Source organism: Sinorhizobium sp. FG01 (assembly GCF_002531875.1).
In the GTDB taxonomy this organism is placed as follows: domain Bacteria; phylum Pseudomonadota; class Alphaproteobacteria; order Rhizobiales; family Rhizobiaceae; genus Sinorhizobium; species Sinorhizobium fredii_C.
Map to the genome: position 1 here is coordinate 61193 of NZ_NWTB01000019.1, position 22609 is coordinate 83801.

22 protein-coding genes and 1 pseudogene are annotated in these 22609 nt (G+C 60.4%); 11 read left to right on the forward strand and 12 right to left on the reverse strand.

The genetic code is table 11. The features are described from left to right. The first annotated feature begins 79 nt into the window (after window positions 1-79). The 9 genes from ccoN (at window position 80) to CO656_RS25340 (ending at window position 8955) form a co-directional block, all read left to right on the forward strand. Window positions 80-1714, forward strand: coding sequence for a cytochrome-c oxidase, cbb3-type subunit I (gene ccoN / locus CO656_RS25300; protein ID WP_097527575.1), 1635 nt, complete (start codon window positions 80-82; stop codon window positions 1712-1714). Further along, complete coding sequence (ccoO, locus tag CO656_RS25305; protein WP_018098962.1) at window positions 1711-2442, forward strand: cytochrome-c oxidase, cbb3-type subunit II; 732 nt, start codon at window positions 1711-1713, stop codon at window positions 2440-2442. The genes ccoN and ccoO overlap by 4 nt, the downstream gene beginning before the upstream one ends. Before the next feature lie 13 nt (window positions 2443-2455). Then, window positions 2456-2608 (forward strand): cbb3-type cytochrome c oxidase subunit 3, encoded by a 153-nt coding sequence (locus CO656_RS25310; RefSeq protein WP_097527576.1) that lies wholly within the window; start codon window positions 2456-2458, stop codon window positions 2606-2608. Window positions 2609-2610: 2 nt separating this feature from the next. Further along, complete coding sequence (ccoP, locus tag CO656_RS25315; RefSeq protein ID WP_018098964.1) at window positions 2611-3480, forward strand: cytochrome-c oxidase, cbb3-type subunit III; 870 nt, start codon at window positions 2611-2613, stop codon at window positions 3478-3480. Window positions 3481-3698: 218 nt separating this feature from the next. Continuing rightward, complete coding sequence (ccoG, locus tag CO656_RS25320; RefSeq protein ID WP_097527577.1) at window positions 3699-5270, forward strand: cytochrome c oxidase accessory protein CcoG; 1572 nt, start codon at window positions 3699-3701, stop codon at window positions 5268-5270. Beyond that, window positions 5267-5773, forward strand: a complete 507-nt coding sequence (locus CO656_RS25325; RefSeq protein WP_097527578.1) for a FixH family protein — start codon at window positions 5267-5269, stop codon at window positions 5771-5773. Before ccoG ends, CO656_RS25325 begins: the two co-directional genes overlap by 4 nt. After that, the gene (locus CO656_RS25330) at window positions 5770-8037 is read left to right on the forward strand and encodes a cation-translocating P-type ATPase (RefSeq protein ID WP_097527579.1); all 2268 of its coding nucleotides are present in this window, start codon (window positions 5770-5772) and stop codon (window positions 8035-8037) included. The genes CO656_RS25325 and CO656_RS25330 overlap by 4 nt, the downstream gene beginning before the upstream one ends. Further along, window positions 8034-8234: a cbb3-type cytochrome oxidase assembly protein CcoS gene (ccoS, locus tag CO656_RS25335; protein ID WP_097527580.1), complete on the forward strand. Its 201-nt coding sequence runs from the start codon at window positions 8034-8036 to the stop codon at window positions 8232-8234. The genes CO656_RS25330 and ccoS overlap by 4 nt, the downstream gene beginning before the upstream one ends. Continuing rightward, window positions 8224-8955: a Crp/Fnr family transcriptional regulator gene (locus tag CO656_RS25340; RefSeq protein WP_176536685.1), complete on the forward strand. Its 732-nt coding sequence runs from the start codon at window positions 8224-8226 to the stop codon at window positions 8953-8955. Before ccoS ends, CO656_RS25340 begins: the two co-directional genes overlap by 11 nt. 440 nt (window positions 8956-9395) lie before the next feature. Here CO656_RS25340 and CO656_RS25345 read toward each other — a convergent pair whose 3' ends face one another. From CO656_RS25345 to CO656_RS25365, 6 genes are all read right to left on the reverse strand, one after another. Beyond that, a complete protein-coding gene (locus CO656_RS25345) occupies window positions 9396-10181 on the reverse strand; it encodes a hypothetical protein (protein WP_245426467.1) in 786 nt (261 codons plus the stop codon). A 730-nt stretch (window positions 10182-10911) separates the two neighbouring features. Further along, window positions 10912-11169, reverse strand: a complete 258-nt coding sequence (locus CO656_RS31040; RefSeq protein ID WP_234819604.1) for a helix-turn-helix domain-containing protein — start codon at window positions 11167-11169, stop codon at window positions 10912-10914. 140 nt (window positions 11170-11309) lie between these two features. Then, window positions 11310-11708 carry a cupin domain-containing protein gene (locus CO656_RS31045; protein WP_234819605.1) on the reverse strand — a complete coding sequence of 133 codons (399 nt, stop codon included), beginning with the start codon at window positions 11706-11708 and terminating at the stop codon, window positions 11310-11312. A gap of 419 nt (window positions 11709-12127) precedes the next feature. After that, on the reverse strand, window positions 12128-13447 hold the full coding sequence (locus CO656_RS25355; RefSeq protein ID WP_097527582.1) for a tetratricopeptide repeat protein: 1320 nt from the start codon (window positions 13445-13447) through the stop codon (window positions 12128-12130). 721 nt (window positions 13448-14168) lie between these two features. Next, window positions 14169-14615, reverse strand: a complete 447-nt coding sequence (locus CO656_RS25360; RefSeq protein WP_097527583.1) for a helix-turn-helix transcriptional regulator — start codon at window positions 14613-14615, stop codon at window positions 14169-14171. 247 nt (window positions 14616-14862) lie between these two features. Then, window positions 14863-15828, reverse strand: a complete 966-nt coding sequence (locus CO656_RS25365; RefSeq protein WP_097527584.1) for a hypothetical protein — start codon at window positions 15826-15828, stop codon at window positions 14863-14865. A gap of 872 nt (window positions 15829-16700) precedes the next feature. On the opposite strand from CO656_RS25365, the gene CO656_RS25370 reads away from it, so the two are divergent. After that, a complete protein-coding gene (locus CO656_RS25370) occupies window positions 16701-17705 on the forward strand; it encodes a LysR family transcriptional regulator (RefSeq protein ID WP_097527585.1) in 1005 nt (334 codons plus the stop codon). A 404-nt stretch (window positions 17706-18109) separates the two neighbouring features. On the opposite strand, the gene istB is transcribed toward CO656_RS25370, so the two are convergent. The 6 genes from istB to CO656_RS25390 form a co-directional block, all read right to left on the reverse strand. After that, complete coding sequence (istB, locus tag CO656_RS25375) at window positions 18110-18865, reverse strand: IS21-like element helper ATPase IstB (protein WP_097527586.1); 756 nt, start codon at window positions 18863-18865, stop codon at window positions 18110-18112. Between the two features lie 13 nt (window positions 18866-18878). Further along, on the reverse strand, window positions 18879-19307 hold the full coding sequence (locus tag CO656_RS31050) for a hypothetical protein (protein WP_234819606.1): 429 nt from the start codon (window positions 19305-19307) through the stop codon (window positions 18879-18881). Then, entirely contained in the window at window positions 19304-20122 is an 819-nt protein-coding gene (gene istA, locus CO656_RS31055) for an IS21 family transposase (RefSeq protein WP_234819607.1), read from the reverse strand. Before istA ends, CO656_RS31050 begins: the two co-directional genes overlap by 4 nt. Continuing rightward, entirely contained in the window at window positions 20061-20309 is a 249-nt protein-coding gene (locus CO656_RS31470) for a helix-turn-helix domain-containing protein (RefSeq protein ID WP_337441770.1), read from the reverse strand. Before CO656_RS31470 ends, istA begins: the two co-directional genes overlap by 62 nt. Window positions 20310-20614: 305 nt before the next feature. Next, entirely contained in the window at window positions 20615-21004 is a 390-nt protein-coding gene (locus CO656_RS25385; protein ID WP_097527587.1) for a type II toxin-antitoxin system VapC family toxin, read from the reverse strand. Then, window positions 21001-21234: a type II toxin-antitoxin system prevent-host-death family antitoxin gene (locus tag CO656_RS25390; RefSeq protein WP_097527588.1), complete on the reverse strand. Its 234-nt coding sequence runs from the start codon at window positions 21232-21234 to the stop codon at window positions 21001-21003. The genes CO656_RS25385 and CO656_RS25390 overlap by 4 nt, the downstream gene beginning before the upstream one ends. Before the next feature lie 1016 nt (window positions 21235-22250). On the opposite strand from CO656_RS25390, the pseudogene CO656_RS25400 reads away from it, so the two are divergent. Beyond that, window positions 22251-22609, forward strand: a pseudogene (locus CO656_RS25400) (ABC transporter substrate-binding protein); the annotation flags it as partial.

Sequence of the window (22609 nt, forward strand, 5' to 3'; positions counted from 1 at the left end):
CTGACAAATTCTCCACGAGACTTCGGCAGATCTGTGTGTGGAGCCCGCGGCAGCGCTCCGACAAGTTGGAGGTTCAACCATGACATACACAGTCGAGACGATCGCGCTCGCCATCGGCGCCTTTCTGGCACTGGTCGGCGCGGGCTTCGCGCAGGATCGTCTGTTTGAAGCACATATGTGGGTATTATTCTTCGTGCTTCTCGGCGCCACCTTAGTGCTCATGCACCGCACGGATTTTCGTCCGGCGGTTGCCGCGCGTGTCACTCGTAAAACGGAATACTTCGACGAAGTTGTAAAATACGCCGTCGTCGCCACCATGTTCTGGGGCGTGGTCGGATTCCTCGTCGGCGTCGTCGTGGCGCTGCAACTCGCCTTTCCCGATCTCAACGTCGAACCATGGTTCAATTTCGGGCGCATGCGGCCACTGCACACCTCAGCGGTCATTTTCGCGTTCGGCGGCAATGCCCTGATCGCGACGTCCTTCTATGTCGTGCAGCGCACCAGCCGCGCCCGGCTTTTCGGCGGCAATCTCGGCTGGTTCGTCTTCTGGGGCTACCAGCTTTTCATCGTGCTCGCCGCCACCGGCTACCTGCTCGGGATTACCCAGAGCCGCGAATATGCCGAGCCGGAATGGTATGTCGACCTCTGGCTGACGATCGTCTGGGTGGCCTACCTCGTCGTCTTCCTGGGCACGATCCTGGGGCGCAAGGAGCCGCACATTTACGTGGCGAACTGGTTCTATCTCGCCTTCATCGTCACGATCGCCATGCTGCATGTCGTCAATAACCTGGCGATACCGGTCTCCTTCCTCGGGTCCAAAAGCTACTCGGCTTTCGCAGGCGTTCAGGACGCATTGACGCAATGGTGGTACGGGCACAATGCCGTCGGCTTCTTCCTGACTGCCGGCTTCCTGGCGATGATGTACTATTTCATCCCCAAGCAGGTGAACCGCCCCGTCTATTCCTACCGCCTGTCGATCATCCATTTCTGGGCGTTGATCTTCATGTATATCTGGGCGGGTCCCCATCACCTTCATTACACGGCGCTGCCCGACTGGGCTCAGACGCTCGGCATGGTCTTCTCAATCATGCTCTGGATGCCCTCCTGGGGCGGCATGATCAACGGACTGATGACCCTCTCTGGAGCCTGGGACAAGATCCGCACCGATCCGGTGGTCCGGATGATGGTCATGGCCGTTGCATTTTACGGCATGGCGACCTTCGAAGGACCGACGATGTCGATCAAGACGGTCAATTCGCTTAGCCACTATACCGACTGGACCATCGGCCACGTGCATTCCGGCGCGCTCGGCTGGAATGGCCTGATCACCTTCGGCGCCATCTACTATCTCGTGCCGAAGCTGTGGAATCGTAAGCGGCTTTACAGCCTGGGCATGGTCAACTGGCATTTCTGGCTCGCCACTCTCGGCATCATTGTGTACGCCGCAACCATGTGGGTTGCCGGCATCCAGGAAGGTTTGATGTGGCGCGAATACGACGATCAGGGCTTCCTCGTCTATTCCTTCTCGGAAACTGTGGCTGCGATGTTCCCGTACTATGTCATGCGGGCCGTCGGTGGCGCCCTCTATCTCTCCGGCGCTGTGCTCATGGCCTTCAATGTGGCGATGACGATCCTGGGACGCGTCCGCGATGATGGTCCGGTCCTCGGTTCTGCGCTCCTAGCCGTGGCGGACATAAGAGGGCATAGCCGATGACCATTTTCAATAAGCACGCGATACTAGAGCGCAACGCCACACTGCTGCTGCTCGGTTCGCTGCTCGTCATCTCGATCGGCGGCATCGTCGAAATCGCGCCGCTCTTCTATCTCGAGAACACCATCGAGAAGGTCGAAGGAATGCGGCCTTATTCGCCGCTGGAGCTTGCGGGCCGCGACATCTATGTCCGCGAGGGCTGTTATGTCTGCCACAGCCAGATGATCCGGCCGTTTCGCGATGAGGTCGAGCGCTACGGGCATTATTCGCTGGCGGCGGAGTCGATGTACGACCATCCCTTCCAGTGGGGTTCGAAGCGCACCGGTCCGGACCTCGCCCGCGTCGGCGAGCGCTATTCCAACGAGTGGCACGTCCAGCACATGATCGAGCCGCGCTCGGTCGTGCCGGAATCGGTCATGCCGAGCTATGCCTTCCTCAAGGAGATGCCGCTCGAGGTGAAGAACGTTGCCATGAGCCTCGAGGCGAACCGGGCCGTCGGCGTTCCCTATACGGACGAGATGATCGACGCGGCGCTGGCGGACGTCAAGGCGCAGGCCGATCCGAATGCCGACACCTCCGGTATCGAGGCGCGATATCCCAAGGCCAAGTTGGGGGACTTCGATGGCGATCCGCAAAAGCTGACGGAGATGGACGCGCTTGTCGCCTATCTGCAGATGCTCGGCACACTCGTCGACTTCTCCATCTATGACGACGCTGCGGGCTATCGCTGAGGAGGAAAAAGGCATGAAAACATACACGGCCCTGCGCCATTTCGCCGACACCTGGGGCCTTCTTGCGATGGTGCTCTTTTTCCTCGGCGTTACTACGTTCACTTTCCGGTCAGGCCGCAAGAAGTCTGCCCAAACGGCCGCCTCCATCCCGCTTAAGGAGGACTGATTATGGCGGACAAGCACAAGCATGTGGACGAGGTTAGCGGGATTGAAACCACCGGGCACGAATGGGACGGCATTCGCGAACTGGACAACCCTATGCCGCGCTGGTGGGTCTACACCTTCTATACGACAATCATCTGGGCGATCGGTTACGCGATAGCCTACCCCTCCTGGCCACTGCTGACGGACACGACCAAAGGTGTACTCGGTTATTCGAGCCGCGCTCAGGTCGCCACTGATCTGGCTGACGCCAAAGCGGCGAAGGCCGGTTACAACGAGCGGATCGCCGCGAGCACGGTCGAGGAAATCATTGCGGATCCGCAATTGCAGCAGTTTGCGATTTCGGCCGGGGCGTCAGCATTCAAGGTGAACTGTGCGCAATGTCATGGTTCGGGTGCGGCCGGGGCAAAGGGCTTCCCGAACCTTAACGACGACGACTGGCTATGGGGTGGCAAACCTGAAGAGATTTATCAGACGATCGCCCACGGTATCCGCTATTCTCGCGACGCGGAGACGCGAGTTTCCGAGATGCCAGCATTCGCCGACATGTTGACGCCGGAGCAACTGCGCCAAACCGCGGCGTTTGTCGTGAGCCTTAGCGCGACGCCGTCGCAACTGGAGCTCGCCGACAAAGGCAAGCAGATTTTTACGGAAAACTGCGCCTCCTGTCACGGCGCTGATGCGAAGGGAAACCGGGAAATGGGGGCGCCGAATCTCGCCGACTCCATATGGTTGAAGGGCAAGGGTGAGCAAGCGGTCATCAATCAGATGAAGGCGCCGAAGAATGGCATCATGCCTGCGTGGTCGCCGCGCATTGGCGACACGACGGTCAAAGAGCTCGCGGTCTTCGTCCACTCGCTCGGTGGTGGCGAGTAGCAGGTTAGTCTCGATAAGGCTGAACGCCGGCGATCGCGCACATGGCCGGGCCAGACATGCCTTCCCGCCGCGTTCAATCCGGCTCAAAGGCTATGCAGGTACATCGCGTCGCGCCATACCTCTGCGAGAATTGACGCGAAGTTGACTCAGATCAAGGATTGGGGCTTGCGCATCGGGCAAAGGTCGGCTGACAGGCGAAATTGCCGGGACTTGCCTAGATGCTCCAACCGCCCATGATAAAGGCCTTGGTCGAAAGGCTCGATCTCGAACCGGTGAATGCTGCGCGCGTTCGAAAGCCACTTTACCAGAAGCGACGGAAGATTTTTCCGAAGCGGGCGGAGGGGCGCTTCCGCCGGTTTAAGTGGCTCGTGATGCTGCTGACGCTCGGCATCTACTATTTGACACCGTCGATCCGCTGGGACCGCGGGGCGCATGCGCCTGATCAGGCGGTGCTCGTCGACCTTGCGGCGCGACGCTTCTATTTCTTTTTCGTCGAGATCTGGCCGCAGGAGTTCTTCTTCGTCGCGGGGCTGCTCGTCATGGCGGGTCTCGGTCTCTTCCTGGTGACCTCGGCGGTCGGGCGGGCCTGGTGCGGCTATGCCTGTGCGCAGACCGTCTGGGTCGATCTCTTTCTCGTGGTCGAGCGCTTCATCGAAGGCGACCGCAACGCGCGCATGCGCCTCGATGCCAGTCCCTGGACTGTCGAGAAGATCCGTAAGCGTGTAGCCAAGCACGCGATCTGGCTCGCGATAGGGCTTGCGACGGGGGGTGCGTGGATCTTCTATTTCGCCGACGCGCCATCGCTTCTTCGAAGTTTGCTCACGCTCGATGCGCCGCCTGTCGCCTACACCACGATCGCCGTTCTGACGGCCACGACCTACGTCTTCGGCGGGCTGATGCGTGAGCAGGTCTGTACCTATATGTGCCCCTGGCCGCGCATCCAGGCGACGATGCTGGACGAGAATTCGCTCGTCGTCACCTATAACGACTGGCGTGGCGAGCCGCGCTCGCGCCACGCCAAGATGGCGGCGGCAGCGGGCGAGACCGTCGGCGATTGCGTCGATTGCAATGCCTGCGTCGCGGTCTGTCCGATGGGCATCGACATACGAGACGGCCAGCAGCTCGAATGCATCACCTGCGCGCTCTGCATCGATGCCTGCGACGGCGTGATGGACAAGCTCGGCCGCGAGCGCGGGCTGATCTCCTATGCGACGCTCAGCGACTATGCCGCCAATATGGCGCTTGCGACCAGTAACGGAACGGCGGCGATCGATCCGAGGCGGGTGCGCCGCCCGAACGGCTCCTTCGTGGACAAGGTCAGGCATTTCGACTGGCGCATCATCTTCCGGACCCGCGTTATCGTCTATTTCGCCGTCTGGGCACTGATGGGGCTCGGCCTGGTCGTCGCGCTTGCGTCGCGCGACCGGCTTGAGCTCAACGTGCTGCATGACCGAAACCCGCAATATGTCGTCGAGTCCGATGGTTCGGTGCGCAACGGATACATGGTCAAGCTGCTTAACATGATCCCCGAGCCGCGCACCATCAGGTTGACGATGGAGGGCATGCCCGCTGCGACGATGCGCGTGGCAGGACGCGCTGCCCGAAGCGGCCGTAGCTTTGCGATCGCCGTCGGGCCGGACAAGGTCACGTCGCTCAAGCTCTTCGTCACTCAGCCAATGGGCAAAACTGCCGAGGTGGCGCAGGGCTTCGCTCTAGTAGCCGAGGATCCGCTCAGTCACGAGCGCGACGTCTATCACGCCAATTTCAACCTCCCGGGAGCAGCACAATGAGCGGCATGATCAGGAAACCGCGTAGCCCGTCGCGCGGGTTCACCGGCTGGCACATGGTAGCCGTGATGTCCCTGTCTTTCGGAACAATCATCTCCATCAACGTGGTGATGGCGTGGAACGCAAGCCGGAGCTGGAGCGGCCTTGTCGTTCAGAACGCCTATGTCGCCAGCCAACAGTTCAACGGCAAAATGGCCGAGGCCCGGCATTTCGCCGAAAGCGGGATCGTAGGCAGGTTCAGCGCGACGGCCGGCGGACTCCGCTACATCCTGGTCAGGGACGGCAAACCGCTGTCGGTAGCAGAGCGCGTTCTCGCCGTGCTCAGGCGGCCCGTCGAAGAGCATGAGGACCTGGAGATGGAGCTCGCTCGCGAGGCTGATGGCGTATTCCTTGCGAGCCGCCAGCTTAAACCGGGTCAATGGATTGCGGACCTCAAGGTTATCGCCGGGGAGGCGACAATCTATCGCCAGGCCGTCCGGTTCGTCGTGGCGGGAGAGGGAAAATGAGCTGCTGCGCTGTGGGCGCGGAAGCGGCGCCGAACGTAGACCGCGCGGGTTGCGCACTGCCGAGCGCCGAAGAGCTCTGGCTTGCGAGCCGAAGCCTCGGAGGCGGGTTGCGTCAGACAGATCTCAGCGTGCCCGGCGTCCAGTGCGGCGCCTGCATCACCACGATTGAACGTGCGCTGCGCGCCAGATCCGAGGTCGAGCGCGCCCGTGTCAATCTCTCCTCGCGCCGTGTATCGATCGTCTGGAAGGAGGAGGCCGGCGGTCGCCGGAGCGATCCCGCCGAGTTCATGCAGGCGATCACGGCCTTCGGTTACCAGGCGCATCTCCTTTCGCCCGGCGAGGAGGAGGGCGATGAGCTCCTAAAACAGTTGATCCGCGCCGTTGCCGTTTCGGGTTTCGCGGCAACGAACATCATGCTGCTCTCCGTTTCCGTCTGGTCGGGCGCCGACGCGGCGACACGTGACCTCTTCCACTGGATCTCGGCGATGATCGCGGCGCCGACGCTGGTCTATGCCGGCCGCTTCTTCTACCAGTCGGCCTGGAACGCGCTTCGCCATGGACGCACCAACATGGATGTGCCGATCGCGCTCGCCGTGACGCTGTCCTATGGCATGTCGCTCTATGAAACGATCGGCCACCGTGAGCATGCCTGGTTCGATGCGTCTGTCACCCTGCTTTTCTTCCTGCTGATCGGTCGCACCCTGGATCGCATGATGCGAGGGCGCGCAAGGTCGGCGATCAACGGCCTGGCGCGACTGTCGCCGCGCGGCGCGACGATCGTCCATGCCGATGGCTCGCGCGAGTATCGCGCCGTGGACGAGATCAAGCCGGCCGAACGCCTGATGATCGCTGCCGGCGAGCGAATCCCGGTCGACGGGCGGGTGCTTTCCGGCAGCAGCGATCTCGACCGCTCCGTCGTCAACGGCGAGAGCGTGCCAATTACGGTCGGAACTGGCGATCTCGTGCAGGCCGGGACGCTCAACCTCACGGGCCCCCTCACCTTGGAGACGACCGCAACGGCGCGCGATTCGTTTCTGGCCGAGATCATGGGGCTGATGGAGGCGGCCGAAGGGGGAAGGGCCCGCTATCGTCGCATCGCCGACCGGGCGGCTCGCTACTATTCGCCGGCCGTCCATCTGCTCGCGTTCCTGACCTTCATCGGCTGGATGCTGGTGGAGGGCGACGTCCGCCATGCCATGCTGATCGCGGTTGCCGTTCTGATCATCACCTGCCCCTGTGCGCTTGGATTGGCGGTGCCGGTCGTGCAGGTCATTGCCGCCGGGCGCCTCTTCCAGGGCGGGGTCATGGTCAAGGACGGCTCGGCCATGGAACGCCTCGCCGAGATCGACACGGTGCTTCTCGACAAGACCGGAACCCTCACGCTCGGCGAGCCGCGGCTCGTCAATGCGGATGAGATTGCGCCCGGCCTATTGGCGGCCGCCGCGGCACTCGCCGCGCATTCGCGCCACCCGATCTCGGTCGCCTTGCAGCATGCGGCCCGCAATGCTCATCTCGAAGGAGAAATCAGGGAAATTCCGGGCGCAGGCATCGAAGCGAGGACGACCGAAGGCATCTATCGGCTTGGCAGCCGCCGCTTTGCCTGTGGGGAGAGCGGCGTCGCGAGTGGATTGCCCGAAGCGATCCTTTCGCTCGACGGCCGCGAGCTTGCCTGCTTTCGCTTCGAGGACCGCCTGCGCCCCGCCGCACGCGAGAGCATCGCAGCGCTCGACAAGCTGGGGCTCGCGACCGGCATCCTTTCCGGCGACCGCGAGCCGGTTGTGGCGGAGATCGGCCGCAGGGTCGGAATTGCAAACTGGCGGGCCGAGCTCTCGCCGCGCGGCAAGGTCGAGGCTTCCGTCGCTGCGGCCGGTGGCCATCGCGTCCTGATGGTCGGCGACGGCATCAACGATGCGCCGGCACTTCGGGCTGCCCATGTCTCGATGGCGCCGGCGACTGCTGCCGATGTCGGCCGACAGGCCGCGGACATTGTCTTCATGCATCGAGGACTGTCGGCCGTACCCTTCGCAATCGAGACGTCGCGGCGCGCGAGCCGGCTCATCCGCCAGAACTTCGCCCTGGCGATCGCCTACAACGTGATCGCGGTGCCGTTTGCCATCGTCGGTTACGCGACGCCGCTCGTCGCTGCAATCGCGATGTCCACGTCGTCTCTGATCGTCGTAGCAAATGCGTTGAGAGTGAAGGGCGCTGTTGGCGAGGCAAAAGTTCTTTATCCGTTGCTGGATCCGCCCGGAGCGACTTTATGACCACGCTGATCTATCTCATTCCAACTGCGCTTTTCCTGGAAGGACTCGGTCTCGCCGCGTTTCTGTGGGCGCTGAAGAACGGGCAGTACGACGATATAGACGGTGCATCTTGGCGCGTGTTCGACGAAGGCCAGGGATTCTCCGATGGCGACAGTGGCGTTGCTGAACGGTTGGAGAAGGCAAGCAATGCGAAGTGAATCGGGCCCCGTCACACTGGCGTGGCTCGGAGCGACGCCACGATTGACTGCGAACGACAGGACCATGCTCTTGGGTTCTCGGTTCTTTGTGCGGCTGCCGCGTTCCACGGGCGAGGCTATCTTGGAGGACGTGACCGTCTCTACTCATGAGGAGCACGATCTTGTGTTCCACCAGGGTGAGAACATCGATGAGGTTTTTTGGGTTCTTTCGGGTTTGATCCGCCTTTATAGGGTGGGCAAGGACGGCCGGGAGGCCGATCTGGCCATCCTGCCGATGGGGGAAATGTTCGCCGAAAGTGCCATGTTTCTTGGTAGCAGGGCTACTGCCAATGCGCAGGCCGCCGAAGCATCAATCATCGCGAGGCTGGACAGCCGCATGCTTCGCAACCTTGCCGTCTCGGATCCGGATGTGGCGCAAGCGTTTATAACCCTCCTCTGTCACCGCGCTGAGATAACGGAAGACATTCTTGCGCAGGATCGCTTGCTTACCGGAATAGAACGCGTAGCAAGTTACATACTCAGTCAGTGCCCGGAGGGTTCGACTAACTTTTCCTTTCGCCTGCCATTTCAAAAGAACGTGCTCGCAGGCAAGCTCGGCCTCGCCCCGGCAGGCTTATCGCGCGCGTTTTCGGCTCTGCGCCAAGCTGGCGTCACCGTAAGTGGCAGGACAATTGAAATCCGCGACCGGCACGTGCTCGAACAGTTTCAATGTGGCGGCTGACTGTACGAGCATGAGGACCGAGCGATGGCGCCTAAACCTAGCCGATTGGCAACCCGACGCGGATCTACAAGAAGAGCGTCCTCGGACCTTACCACTGAGCTAAGGCAAATAGGCGGGAATGCCACCAATCTCTGCAACCAAGACAGAGTAGGCTCACCTTCTGTGGCGCAATCAGTTCAAAGCGCTTCCAAGCAAACCTGCCGCAGGCCTGACAGTTCGCCGAGTTTGCCTCGCCGAAGCGATTATGGCTGACGGACGCCTTAGGTCCTCGGCCACCTGTGTGCCGGAACCTGTTGTTTCGCGACCGTTCACGTCCCCGAAGCTAGTAAGCGCGCATCATCCTGGCCACCGGCTCTTCCTGCAACATTGTGAAATACGGGCGCTGCCGCCCAGTCCGCCAATGCCGCATGTGACTATCTGCGCCTGATCTTGCTGGCCCATCAAAGGAAGACCTGCGGGCCTGTGTAGTTCGCTGCATGCAGGGCTGCCACTAGATTCGTTAGCGCCCCCTTTGGCAGCGGGTTAGATTCGAGGAAAACCAGGCACCCAGAGCCCAGCTCAGCGAACAATTTATCGGGCAGGCTGATCAAAAGGTTGCACCTGGCGTTGAGCCTCCGGAGCCCTACGGGAAGGTCTTTGGGCAGACCGGTCAGCCGATTGGCGGCGGCGCCGAGCGTCTGCAGTCCGGCCGGGAGTTTGGCGGGAAGGTTGGTGAGTTGATTGCCGCTGGCGTTGAGGGTCTGAAGCCCGTCCGGGAGGTTGTCGGGAAGGCTGGTCAGCCGATTGCCGTCGGCGTTGAGCGTCTGGAGCCCGGCCGGAAGGCTGGCGGGAATGTTGGTGAGTTGATTGGCGTCTGCGTTGAGGGTTTGAAGCCCGGCGGGGAGATTGTCTGGAAGGCTGGTCAATTGGTTTTCGCCGACGCCGAGCCAACGAAGCGTATTCGAGAGGACATCGGGCAGCCTGGTGAGTCGGTTGTAGCTGGCCTCGATGGTCTGGAGTCCGGCCGGCAGCGTCTCGGGAAGGCTGGTCAATCGGTTGTACCTCACGTTGAGCGTCTGAAGCTCCACGGGGAACTCACCCGGCAGTTTGGTCAGCTGATTGCAGTCGACGTTGAGCCGCTGGAGCCCGGCCGGAAACTCCGCGGGAAGGGTACTCAGGCCCAGGCATGACAGATTCAGCGCTGCACTGAGATCGCCGGCATTCACCCAAGCGCTGATTCGTCTCACCGCCTCTTGCCGTCCCTCATTTGCCCCTTGACCCTCTTCGGTAGCCCAGGCGTCCAGGACCAGGCCCAGCGACGTTGCCCGGAGAACGGGGCCGAGATTTGGATGGGCGGCAGGGCCCGACGAAGGTTTCCTCAAGTTATCGGTGGCTACTGTGCTGAGATCACCGTGGGTGGACGGATATTGCCGGGGGTCTGCTCTGGAAGTATTTCCTTGGTATGGCTGAGCCTGTCGCGTTTTCATAATCGGCGCCTTTCTCCAGTGCTGACCAAGGAAGTGTCGGGATGTTGGTCACCGACGACCGTTCCGCTGGAGACGGCGGCGGCATAACCGCTGATCGGTTCAAGCTCGATAAGCGCCGGAGCGGCAGCCAAGGGCTTCAGGCACGAGCTCATTCCGTATGGAGAACTTATTGACTGCCCCGGAGCCTTAGTACTCTAGGATATTCACCAGGGACGCCCAAACCACTGTTGTCACCTCCAGTCTCGTCTGATCGTCTTCATGCAACATTACCTCGGATTGGCAAAATTCATTGTTTAGATGAAACGTATCGGCGCGATTGATAGCAGAAGACATGCCTTTCAGGGTTTTGGGGAAGAGTCGAACTGCAAATTGGGTCCCAGAGAAGAATTTTACTGACGTTCGCGCAAATACGCCTCAACAATGCGGCCACGGTAGCCAAGGGGCCACCGCAAATCCTTCAACTCTGGGCCTTCTGAAGAGCAGAGTCCATTTAAGGGCTTGCCCTGGCCATGACATGGCGGCGCGTGTAGGCTTGGGGACTAATGCCCATTTCGATGCGAAACGCATACACAAAAGCCGATGTCGAGCCGTATCCAAGCTCCATGGCGACCTGTGTCACGCCCAGACCACCGCCGAGAAGCTCTATTGACCGGAAGAGCCGCAGGCGGCGTTTCCATGAGCGCAGGCTCATGCCAACCTCCGTGTTGAAGCGGCGCGCCAAAGTGCGAGGCGAGATATTCAGTGCCAACCCCCATTCCTCCGGGCTCCGGTCATCCGCGGGGTCCAGATAGAGTGCCTCGCAGAGCACGGTCAGCGGCGCATTACGCGGCCATGGCAAAGCCGATCGCAGCGGCTGGACCCGCACAAGCTGATCAAGGATGAGGGCGGTCACACGGCCTGGATAGCCGTCCCTTCCGGCTTGCCCTCGAGCTCTGTGGCCTCGACGATCAAGGCCTGCAGCAATGGCGACATCATAAAGAGCGTCGGTACCTTCGGCAGGTTTGCTCCGGCTTCATCCGCAATCCAGAGGCTTCGGAATGCCGCGCCGAGAAGCGAACCGACCCGGTGCACGACGCTGGTAGGTAGCCACACCGCCTGATCCGGCGTGATTACAAAGGATTCGGCTTCCGTGTAAACCGTCAGCACTCCGGAGATCGCATAGACCAACTGGTGCCAGGTATGGGAGTGCTCCGGAAAGTAATGGCGCGCCGGAATGGACTGCGCGCGCACCGTAATCGGCTGAGGAGGACGAAGACCGGGTGGTGCTGTGATCGGCTGCCAGAGCATGCCAATTCTCCATTTTGGCAGATATGCTACATAGATTTCGTTCCATTGAAATACAGCCGAATAGAAAAGCTCTAATATCGTCAAATCAACGCCAAGTGATCCCACCGCCGGACTCGACCACACCTCGCGCCCAATCGATCGTCTCATGCCTTGTGGAGGCGGATGTCAGAAATCATCGCAAAACAATGTGCTCGAACCCAGTGCCTGCGCGAAGGGCAACGTTGCGCGGTTGACCATCGCGCAGTCGCTGGAAAATCGACCTGCTGGTCAAAAAAGGCAACGCGATCTGGTATCCGTTTTTGCGTGCAGCCACGCCGATGGAGGAATCAGCGGGCTGGGGTCGAAGCTTCAGGATCGGCGGACGCCTTTCGGGCCCGAATCCGGTCGCAGCGTGGACATCAGTATTTGACATCGCAACTTCAGGCGCCGAGCAGACCGTGCCAGTGCATGTCGCGGAGCGACGGGCGGCGGTGCAGACGGCGGTCTAGCAGCGCGCGGGCCTTTACGGCCTCGCCGCTCCGCATAAAGGCGAGGAGGAGCATGTCCTCGATCATCTCGCGCTGGGCGCCACTGCCGCCGATGCGCACGACCTCGGCCGCAAGAGGTTCCAGGACATGGGCGCAGCCTGCGTAATCCTCCTCCGCAAAAGACAAGGCGGCGCGGCAGATCGCCGGGACGACTGGCCCGGCGGCGAGGGTTCCGGCGTCGATCAAGCCTGTCAATGCGCTCACCCGCTGTTCGACTGCGGCCCTGTCGCCCGTTGCTGCCGCGATAACGGCCATGTGGACATCCGCGAAGGCGAAGCCGGCCTTCGGGAAGTATTCTTCGGAATAGGTCGCCGCCGCCGCCCACAGCCCCGCCGGCACCGTGTGGCCATAGGCCTGGAGTCGCCACAGGAAAGAGGCGGTGTCGCTGACCACGTTGACCGGCATTCCGGCCGTGACCGATGGCTGAATGTAATCCTCGTAGATCGCAAGTGCTCGCTCCGGATCACCCCGCTCCAGTGCGCCCAATGCTGAGTGCCAGGCGATGTGACCGTGGAGGATGCCGGTGCGGTCGTAGCGAGGCAGCCAGTCTGCGATCATCCTCTCGGCATCTTCGCCCGCGCCGCCCTCGTACATGGCGTGCGATAGTGCATGGGCCGCGTTCGCATTGTTGGACCTGAGGTCGTAACCACGCTGCGTGAGAGCTCGGCCAAGTGGCAGGTTGCCGTTCTCGGCATGGGCCCAGCCCCGGTAGGTGACGAACCACCAATCGTCAGTGTCGAAGTGCCTGGCGTGGCGCTCACACAGATCCACGCGTGCCTGGTCGTGATCCGCCATCCCCGAGAAGGCGAAGAGCCCGAAGGCGCCGAGAGGCAACGAAAGGATCAGGATATCCCGCGGCCAGACGTCGGCGTGGGCGAGCGCCCGCGCCAGCGCCTTTGCCGACTGGCCGTCGATGGCAAGCGACAGGACCTCGACATGGCTCCACTCCCGCTCATTTCCGCGCCGGACGACGATCTCTTCTGCTGTAGTGATGCGCGCCTTTGCCTTAGCCGGCTCAGCGCGGATGGCATGCAGGCGCGCGCGTGCCGCATGGGCGAGAGCGAAATCCGGGTCGGCTGCAAGAGCCGCCTCCAAGGTTTCCGCAGCGCCTGGCCAGCTCGAGAGGAGCAGATCAACTCCATCGCGGTAGCGTTCGGCCGCGAGGTCGGACGTCGTCGAAAGTGGCAGGCCGCGGCTGTCGAGATGGGTCATGGCAGATTCCTCATTTCAGGATCGGGCACGTCAGCACTCATTCGGCTGTTGTACGAGATTGCCCTCTGGCTGAATGGCGACCTGCCAAGGGTAGAATTACCGTCAAACTGGGGTTCCGGACAAGACATGGGATTCCGGGAGAAGCTCCCATGGCGACACCCCGACCGGCGATCGTGGGCACCCAGTCGATCCGGCTCGCTGGACACTTTCGTTGAAATGGTAGCGCAGTAGAGCGCGATCAGAACGCCCATGGCAAGTCCCATCAGGCCGCAGCCAGAACCGAACGTTGACCGCCTCACAGCGACGTCCTTCAGCCGTACGCTTACGTCTGAGCGCTCAGGGGACTCGCAAGCCCTGATCACACCAGACGCATTCTTGCCCAGGATCGCCGGTGCATGACACACCATCGAGATCGACCCGCCTTGCGGAAGCCACTGATCAGCTCGACGGCGAAGGAGTCGGAGGCCAAGTCCCGAGCAGGGGTCGACCACCGGGGGAAGAAGAAAGCGTCGAACGTGCAGTAGTCGATGTTGCGAAGCTTGCGGTATTTCGCTTCGCAAACATTTTACAAGCGAAACGGCCAGCAAGTGGTAGGTGTGGTCGGGGGTGGGCGGCGCTTCATGCTGGGAAGTCGTGTGCTTCGCCGCCGTGGAGAGAAGCGAACCTACCTCATGACCCGCAGTCATCAGGAATAAACGGGCCGCGCTCGGTACTTGGCCTCTCAGATAGCCAAATCTTCATCGATCCCGTCCGCAACAGCCTTTAAGAGGCCAATGGCCCGGCTTCTAACGTTCGCATCACTGATACGGGAGAAGGCCCTAATCAGCGCAAGTCCCTCCTTGCTAGACGCGAAGTCAATAATTTCAGGCTGAAGTCCAGATTTTACGGCGCCGCTGTCGACGCCGGTCGAGCCGGCGCCAGGCATATCTTCGAAGAAGTAGGATATCGGTACCTCCAGCGCCTCGGCGATCTGTTGCAGGCGACTCGCTCCGACCCGATTAGTGCCCTTCTCGTACTTTTGTACCTGCTGAAACGTCACGCCGACCTGCTTGGCGAGACTCGTCTGCGACATTTCCATCCAAACTCGCCGCATGCGAATTCGACGGCCGACATGAATGTCAACAGGCTCTGGCTTCGCTTTTTTCTGTTCAGGGTTCGGGCTAAGCATGCATTTCTCCATGTTTTACTTCGCGATGGGTATCTCCCCCGACCTATCGCGCTCTGCTGTTGCTTCTGCCTTGATGCCGATGTTGGCGTCGGCACTTCTTATTAGATAGACTCTTTCTGTGCACGGTCCATTGGACCATAGGAGTGGCTATTGCCGAGAAGCCAGTTTGTGTAGCTGGAAAAGATCCAGTCTCGAAACCCCAAACTTGGATTGCATAATCAGCATGTCCCGACAGCCACGCTATTAACTACCGAACAACTGGCTCACCGTGATAGCGTCGCTTCGACGGTTTCGAGACCCCAAATCCGACCTCCATCATCAGACGCGGCTTCTCCTTTGCCAAGGTGCCCATATGGAAGCCGAATGGATCTTCGACGAAGCCCGAGCCCGCCTTCCCAGTCAGAGTGATGGCATTTTCTTCGCCGTAGAAGGCCAGGACTTCATCGGCGGCATGGCCGACGAGGAGCGTCAGTTGATGCTTCAAACGCCTGCGATTGTGGCTGCCGCGCACGTAGACATGAGGACCGGAAGTGGCATCCACATCCGAAAGATAGAAGAAAAACTTCAGCATTCGCCAGTCATCGAGGTCGAAATGGAACTTGAAGGAAGCACGGCTAAGATCCGCTTCTGAGGCATTTCGAGTCGGGAAGCTCCACCACGTCCTCGTGGTGATCAACCTCGCTTCGCCGCCGAGATAGTGCCTTGCCACGTTGAGAAGCAGGGGGTCTCGCTGCACGGCTAAGGCGGCGCCGCATTGCAGAATCCGCTCATAATGATGGCCGCTCAAAATAGTTCGGCCGAAACGCCGCTCGGCTTCGGCATGATCGCCGGCCAGGAACTCGAGCCTGCGTTCGAAATTGCCGAAGCAGGGTGTCTCGTGCCCAAAGCGCGCAATTTCCTCTTGAATCGGGCGTGGCAGGGTCAGGCCCGTAAAAATACCTGTTCTTCTCAGTTCCGCCGCGATCGCTTCTGCTTGGAGGTCGCCAAAAATGGAAGGCGTGGCACTCTTGTCCTGCACTACGCGTCTTGCGGTCAGCCAATGCGCCTTGCGGAGCGGCATCAAGCGCGCCAATAGGAACATCGGCAGCCAAGCTGGATTCTCCCGCACATCGGTAAGATAGGTGGGAACTCGGGCAGCCATCCGGCGGATCGTCCCGCCGCTGCGGGCGATTGTTTCGAGGTCCTTTGGATCAGAGTGAGCGGGACTAATCATTCTATTGCCTTTCATTACATATTTGCCCGCGTACCGTCGCAAATGACGCACAGGAGATCCCGAAATCCGGGCGAGCCGCTCGTTCAAACATTCGACATCTGCGAAGTGACTGCGAAGATCGCGCATTCGTCGTCGCAGAGATCCCAATTGTCAGGCTTGAGCGTCTCAGCATCTTTTTCGCCTTGGCTTCACTCTGGGAGGATCGCACCCGTCGGCACATGGCCGACGGACACCTCAGAAATGTTCGACTCGCCTGTGCTCGCGGAGGGGTTGTTCTAATGCAACATACCATGCGGTCGGGAAAAATCGAATGTTTGGATCGCACGCATCCAGGCTATGGATAGTCGCAGGGTGCTTCTTTAGTGCGTGAGTTCATGCGAGCGGCGATTTTGCGCGTCGATAACCGACACTCCGCATCTGGTTGAAGAGCTTCTTGCATACAATCTCTTCGAGCGTCGGGCAACAAAGTTTTTGTGGGGCGAGTTAAGCCTGGCCGCCGATGCCTTTCAGTTCGCCGCCCCTATTTGCCAGCAAATTCAACATATGTCGCGGGATGTGGATGGTGTTGAACTGCGATGCCGTGCGGCTCAGTATCACGATTTGCTTGGGTTCCTTCGTTGAGGCCGGATCAAGGCCGTGCGGCAGGAGCTGGTGCAAGAGATCAACGCTGTGGGCCCATGTGCGTAGCGGCTTTTCGGACCCGCAGTCACGCTAGACGCTAGGCGGACAGGGTAAGACTGCCATCTGATAGCGCCGGAGGCCGCCTGCGTAGATGCGGCGACGGCTGCCATGATTTCGAACGATTTGTATTACTAATAAAGAATGCTGGCAATTTGGGATGGAAGCCATCCACGGTATGGATAGATGAACGCATGCGGTTCAAGGGTCTTGATCTAAATCTCCTCGTCGCGCTCGACGCTTTGATGAGCGAGCGCAACCTCACGGCGGCGGCGCGCCGCATCAACCTCAGCCAGTCGGCGATGAGCGCGGCCGTTGCCCGGCTGCGCAGCTATTTTCGTGATGAGCTGTTTACAATGGCGGGGCGCGAATTTATCCCGACGCCGCGTGCGGAAGGGCTCGCCTCCGCGGTGCGTGAGGCTCTGCTGCAGATCCAGCACTCCATTGTTTCCTGGGAGGCGTTCAAACCGGCCGACTCAAATCGCCGCTTTAAAATCGTGCTCTCCGATTACGTCACGCTCGTGTTTTTCGAAAAGATCATGGAGCGCGCGGCGCGTGAGGCCCCCAGCGTCAGCTTCGATTGTCTGCCTCCCGGCGATGACATTGAGGAGCTACTCCGACGGGGCGATGCCGATCTGCTAATTCTCCCGGAAATATACATGTCGAACGCTAATCATCGCGCGAAGTTGTTCAACGATGTGTTCGTGTGTGTGGGCTGCCGCTCGAACGAGCAGCTGTCGGAGCCACTTACATTCGAGCGATACGTGTCTCTGGGCCACGTTGCGGTGAAGTACGGCAATAGCCGAAGTCCGGGCCTCGAGGATTGGTATTTGCTCGAACACGGCCTCAAGAGACGTGTCGACGTGGTCGTACAGGGCTTCAGCATGATTCCCCCGATGCTGTTGGGAACCGAGCGAATAGGAACCATGCCGTTACGGCTGGCGCAGCTTTTCGCAAAGAAAATACCGCTGCAGATTGTCGAGCTTCCGCTGCCACTCCCGCCACTCACCGAGGCAGTTCAATGGCCTGCGCTTCACGATAGTGATCCGGCCAGTCTTTGGCTGCGCGAGATGTTAGTAGAGGAGGCGTCGCGTATGGCTTCGCCGCTTGCCACGACCGAGCCCCTCTTCGGCCAGACGAGCACGAGTATTGACCTGCTCACCTCCGATCTGCGAGCTTCATCAGGGCCAGCGCTCTAAAAGGCGGCATACCACCCTTGCTGGTTCACGCATCGGACGGCCCGAGCGCGTTCAGTTGATTCGGCGGCCAAGCACCGCTGGGAGCGATTGGAGTTCCGATCGCGTACCGTATTCAGATCACTCTCAAATTCGCACGCTATGGCGCTTCCGTTAACAATGCTCGCGCCACGCATATTCTGTTGACGCAGTTAGCCGCCCCCAACTGGTGTGGCGCAGCACTGTGTGGTGGCGCCTGTTCCGGCTGGCTTCTTCGGTTAATCGCGAGATGGTGGCGCCTTGGATCTGGTGCGTATTCCGATGAAGCCGGACGGCCATTCCAATCCGAAGCCGGACAGGTATTCCGATCTCATGCCGGACACGATTCCGATTTGAAGCCGGACAGTTGACCTGAACCCGTTTCGCGGTCAAGCCAGGGTTGTTTGGTCGGTGGTCACGGCCTTCTGTTTTCGCATGCTCTCGCCGCTGAGTTCGATGCGATAGGCATTGTGAACAAGGCGATCCAAGACGGCGTCGGCGATCGTTGGATTGCCGATCATGTCGTACCAGTGATCCACGGGCACCTGGCTGGTGACGATCGTCGATCGCCTCTCGTAGCGGTCCTCGATGATTTCCAGGAGATCGCGACGGTGCTCGTCGTTGAGCTTCTCCGGGCCCCAGTCGTCGAGAATGAGCAGGTCTGTTCTCGCGAGCGCCTTGAGGACCTTGGGATATCGGCCGTCGCCGCGCGAGAGCGCAAGGGTGGCGAACAGCCTGGGAAGGCGGTGATAGGCGACGGAGAAATCCTCGCGGCAGGCCTCGTGTCCGAGCGCGCAGGCAAGCCAGCTCTTTCCGACGCCGGCGGGTCCGATCAACAGCAGGCTGTGGCGCTGAGAGATCCAGTCGCAGCCGGCGAGCTTCATGAAGAGATTGCGATCCAGGCCGCGGGCGGCGCGGAAGTCGATGTTCTCGATCTGAGCGTCATGGCGCAGCTTTGCGGCGCGGGCACTCGCCTCGAAGCGCTTCTGGCGGCGCGTGGTCGCCTCGCGTTCGAGCAGCAGGGCAAGCCATTCGCCATGCTCCAGGTGTCTCGCCTCCGGTTGCGCCTCAAGCTCGTGATAGGCGCTTGCCATGCCGGAGAGGCCGAGTTCGCGCAGCATGTCGATGGTGGGATTGGTCAGCATCGTTCGTGTCTCCTCAATGGAAGTAGCCGGGGCCACGCAGATTGGCGTGCTCCATGACGGCCGCGGGTTCGGTGGAATGTCTGGTGGCCTTGTGGGTGGCGATGAGCGAGGCAATGGTTTTGCAGGTCAGGCCGCCGATCTCGACGGCCCGTGCCGAAACGGCCTCGGCGCGCTCGCGGCCGATGTCGCGATAGAGGCGCAGGATGCCGAGGCATGTTCTAAAGCCCTGCTCGGGATGCGGCCGGCTGGCGAGGATGGCGGTGATCAGCCCCTCGGTCTGCGGACCGATGGACGCGCCCCACCGCCGGAAGCGCTCCGGCGTCCATTCGGCGTAGCGGCGATGGGAGCTCGGCATGTGCGCGGGGTCTGTTCCATAGCGCGGCCCGCCATAGCGGCGCTGATGCACAGCGACGCGGTTGCCGCGATGGAAGATCTCGATCATCCGCGCGGTCGCCCGGACATCGACCTGCTGACGGATAAGGCCATGCGGGACGGAATAGAAGAAGCTCTGGACCTCGACATGATAGTCCGTCGACACCCGCGCAAACCGCCATTCGGCGAACTCGTAATCCTCGGCGGGCAGGCTTGCGAGCGCCGCGCGCTCCACCGTCTCGAAGAGATGCCGGCGGCTGACGCCCAGCCGGCGCATGACATGATTGTTGATGCGCTCCAGCACCTCGGCGATCGCGGCTTGGCCTCGGCGAGCGAGAAGAAAGTCTGCTTGCGCAAGCGACCGAGAAGGCAGCTCTGGGCGAAGCGCACGCCGTTCTCGACCTTGGCCTTGTCCTTCGGACGCCGCGGCCGCGCCGGCAGAACGCCGACGCCATAGTGGGACGCCATCATGCCGTAACTGCGGTTGATCTCGGGATCGTAGAAGCTGGCGCGGCTGACAGCGGACTTCAGATTGTCGGGCACGACCAGGCGGGGCACGCCGCCGAAGAAGGCGAACATGTGCACATGTGAGCCGATCCAGTCCGGCAAGGTCTGGGTCCAGGTGGCCTCAGCGAATGTGAAGCTCGACGCGCCGAGCACGCCGAGGAACAGCTCTGCCTCGCGGACTTCGCCGGTCTTGCGATCGACGATCGGCACCTTCTTGCCGGAATAGTCGACGAAGACCTTGTCGCCGGCCGCATGCTCCTGGCGCATCGTCGGCGACAGGCGCTGCTCGAAGCCGCGGAACAGCTCGCAGAAACGGCTATAGCCATAACCATCGGGATGGACGCTGCGATATTCCTCCCACAGGATCAGCAGCGTCACGCCGGGCTTCTTCAGCTCGATGGAAAGCTCCGCCCAGCACCGTACTTCGGGCGATCCCGAGCACCACCGCAATCTCGCGGACGCTTGTCCCGCCGGCAGAGAGCCGCAGCATCTGTCGTATGTGTCGCATGGTCAGCCTTCTCTTTGACGGCATGAAATCCCCCTCGTGGATACTGAGGAGATTCATGCCAAGGTTGCTGACCCAAAGGCATCGTCAGGACGGAAAAACCGTCCGGTAATTGATCGGAAAGCTGTCCGGCTTCAGATTGGAACGCTGTCCGGATTTTGATCGGAATCCCGTCCGCTTAATTCCCGGAATCCGCAGATCTGGCGTTAATTCCCTTGCGCGTATGATGTTGGAAGAATCCAGTTCAGGCGCAAAATAGACACCTTGGTGGTACGGCACCACCTTCATCTAAAGCGTTGTGAACACTCCCGCGGCGGTCAGCGGCCAGGGAGTTTTCAAGGGTTCTTCGATGACGCCATTGCAGTTCACCACAACCGTTTAACGACTGGGAGGGTATCGAACACCTCGTCCGCTGAGATCAACGGTGCTCCAAGATCCAACGTACTCGCCGCGAGCAGACGGTCAAATGGGTCGCGATGCTCCCACTCAAGAGTTGCCCCTTTCAAACAGATTTCTGGCGCCAGGGCGGCAATTCTACCACCCTGTTCCACCAGCAAGTTCGGCAGATCGTTGACGAATGGCTTCATCTCCGGCCACTTGCCGATACGAACCTTCTGCCCGATCTCAAAAAAACTAATAGGACTGACGAAAACGCTGGCGGCCTCTGTGATGAGAGCGGTTGCCTTAGCCGATAAACGTGCATCGCCGGTCAGCGACCATGCCCATGCATGGGTGTCGAGAAGGACAGTCGTCACGCTTCGCCTTCCCAAAGCGCCAACTCATCCTCACTCATTGGCTCGAAGAAATCCGGCCCGTCTCCTGTAACCTTGCCTTTAAGTAGCCCGATTGTGAACTTGCCCTGCGGGATAGCAACAATCCGGGCGACAGGGGTTTTGCCCTTGGCGATGACAACTTCTTCGCCAGCTTTAGCCGCCTCTATAAGTTTGGACAAGTTCGTCTTGGCGTTGTGAATTGTAACCTGCATAGAAACCCCGATTAGCTAACTTAGCTATATATAGTGCTTTTCCACCTTGAAATCCAGCCTCACTTTCCCGCCGGCAGAAACCTCGCCAGTGCGCGTAGCTTCTTCTTCGCTCTCGCTGCTTGGGGTCTCGCATCTCGACGCGTTCGGCTTCCATAAGGCGACTGAACGTTCGGCGGTGGAAAGGACGGCCATCCGGACCTGAAAACCCGTAGACCTAGTCCCCCGCAGTCTTCAGCTTTTCCAAGATCGTTAAAACATCGGCTTGGATATCGAGGCATGAATCCACGTATTCGACTATCAGGTCCTCACGGTGAGGAAAATCCCTCCGATGACGTTCAAGCGTCTCGGCCGCTACAGCATAAGCTTCGAATAGGTCGTCCAACTCGCGGCTCTTAGCGCGGTAAAGGAGTTCTCGATGCCGAGGCAGGGCAAGCGCCAAACGGGCCCTGCCACTTCGTAGTAGTGACATTTTTTCGATCCAATAGCATGGTCCTCGGCCCGATGGTGAAGTTCAAGTATCGGGCTAGAGAACCGTCTCGTGGTACCAGCCCACCAAGACAATCCTGCGACTACCAGAGTCCGGCCGGAAAGTTCCCGGGATCCACTCACGATGGGCGGAGATATGACGCCAGGTGCGGTGCGACGTTCCCTTTGGCGAAGCGCAAAGCTACGAAGAACAGGCTGATGCGCTCTTCGATCTCTCGTCTGGTCAGTTCGAAGTCGTGGCCATGGGTGGCCAGCGAACGACTGCCCGTCCGTCCGGCGGGAGCGCCGCTGTGCGCTCGTACGATGGGCGAAGCCCACTCTAAATACAACGTATCCTTCGCACATGTCCGCAGTGCCTCTGACCAGACGTCCAGTCCAGACTGTACGACAACATATCATTGCGGGCCAACAGTTAGGGAAGCGCCTTTGACTATCCATAGCGCGGATTTAGGCCATCCAAATAATCGATTTTTCGAATTTCGCCTATTCTGGTCTACGAGAATAACCGAAAACAAGGAGAAAACGATGGGATGCTTGACATTGGCGGTACTGGAGGAATGAAGTTTGCGACCGCGTTCCTGGCAATGTCACTATTTCTGATGCCAACGGCAGAGGCTCAAGAGCAGCTGGTCTGGCATCACGGGCTGTCGCTCGTGGACGAGCTCAAATATCGGCCGGGTTTTGCCCACTTCGACTATGTGAATCCGGACGCTCCCAAGGGCGGAGATATCAGACTCTCGCAGACCGGCACCTTCGACAGCTTCAATCCGCTCCTGGCGACAAAGGGGGAGCCGGCCGTGGGACTGTCGCTTGTCTTCGATACGCTGTTGAAGCCGGCCGATGATGAAATTTCAACAGCCTATGGCTTACTCGCCGAGAGCGTCTCCTT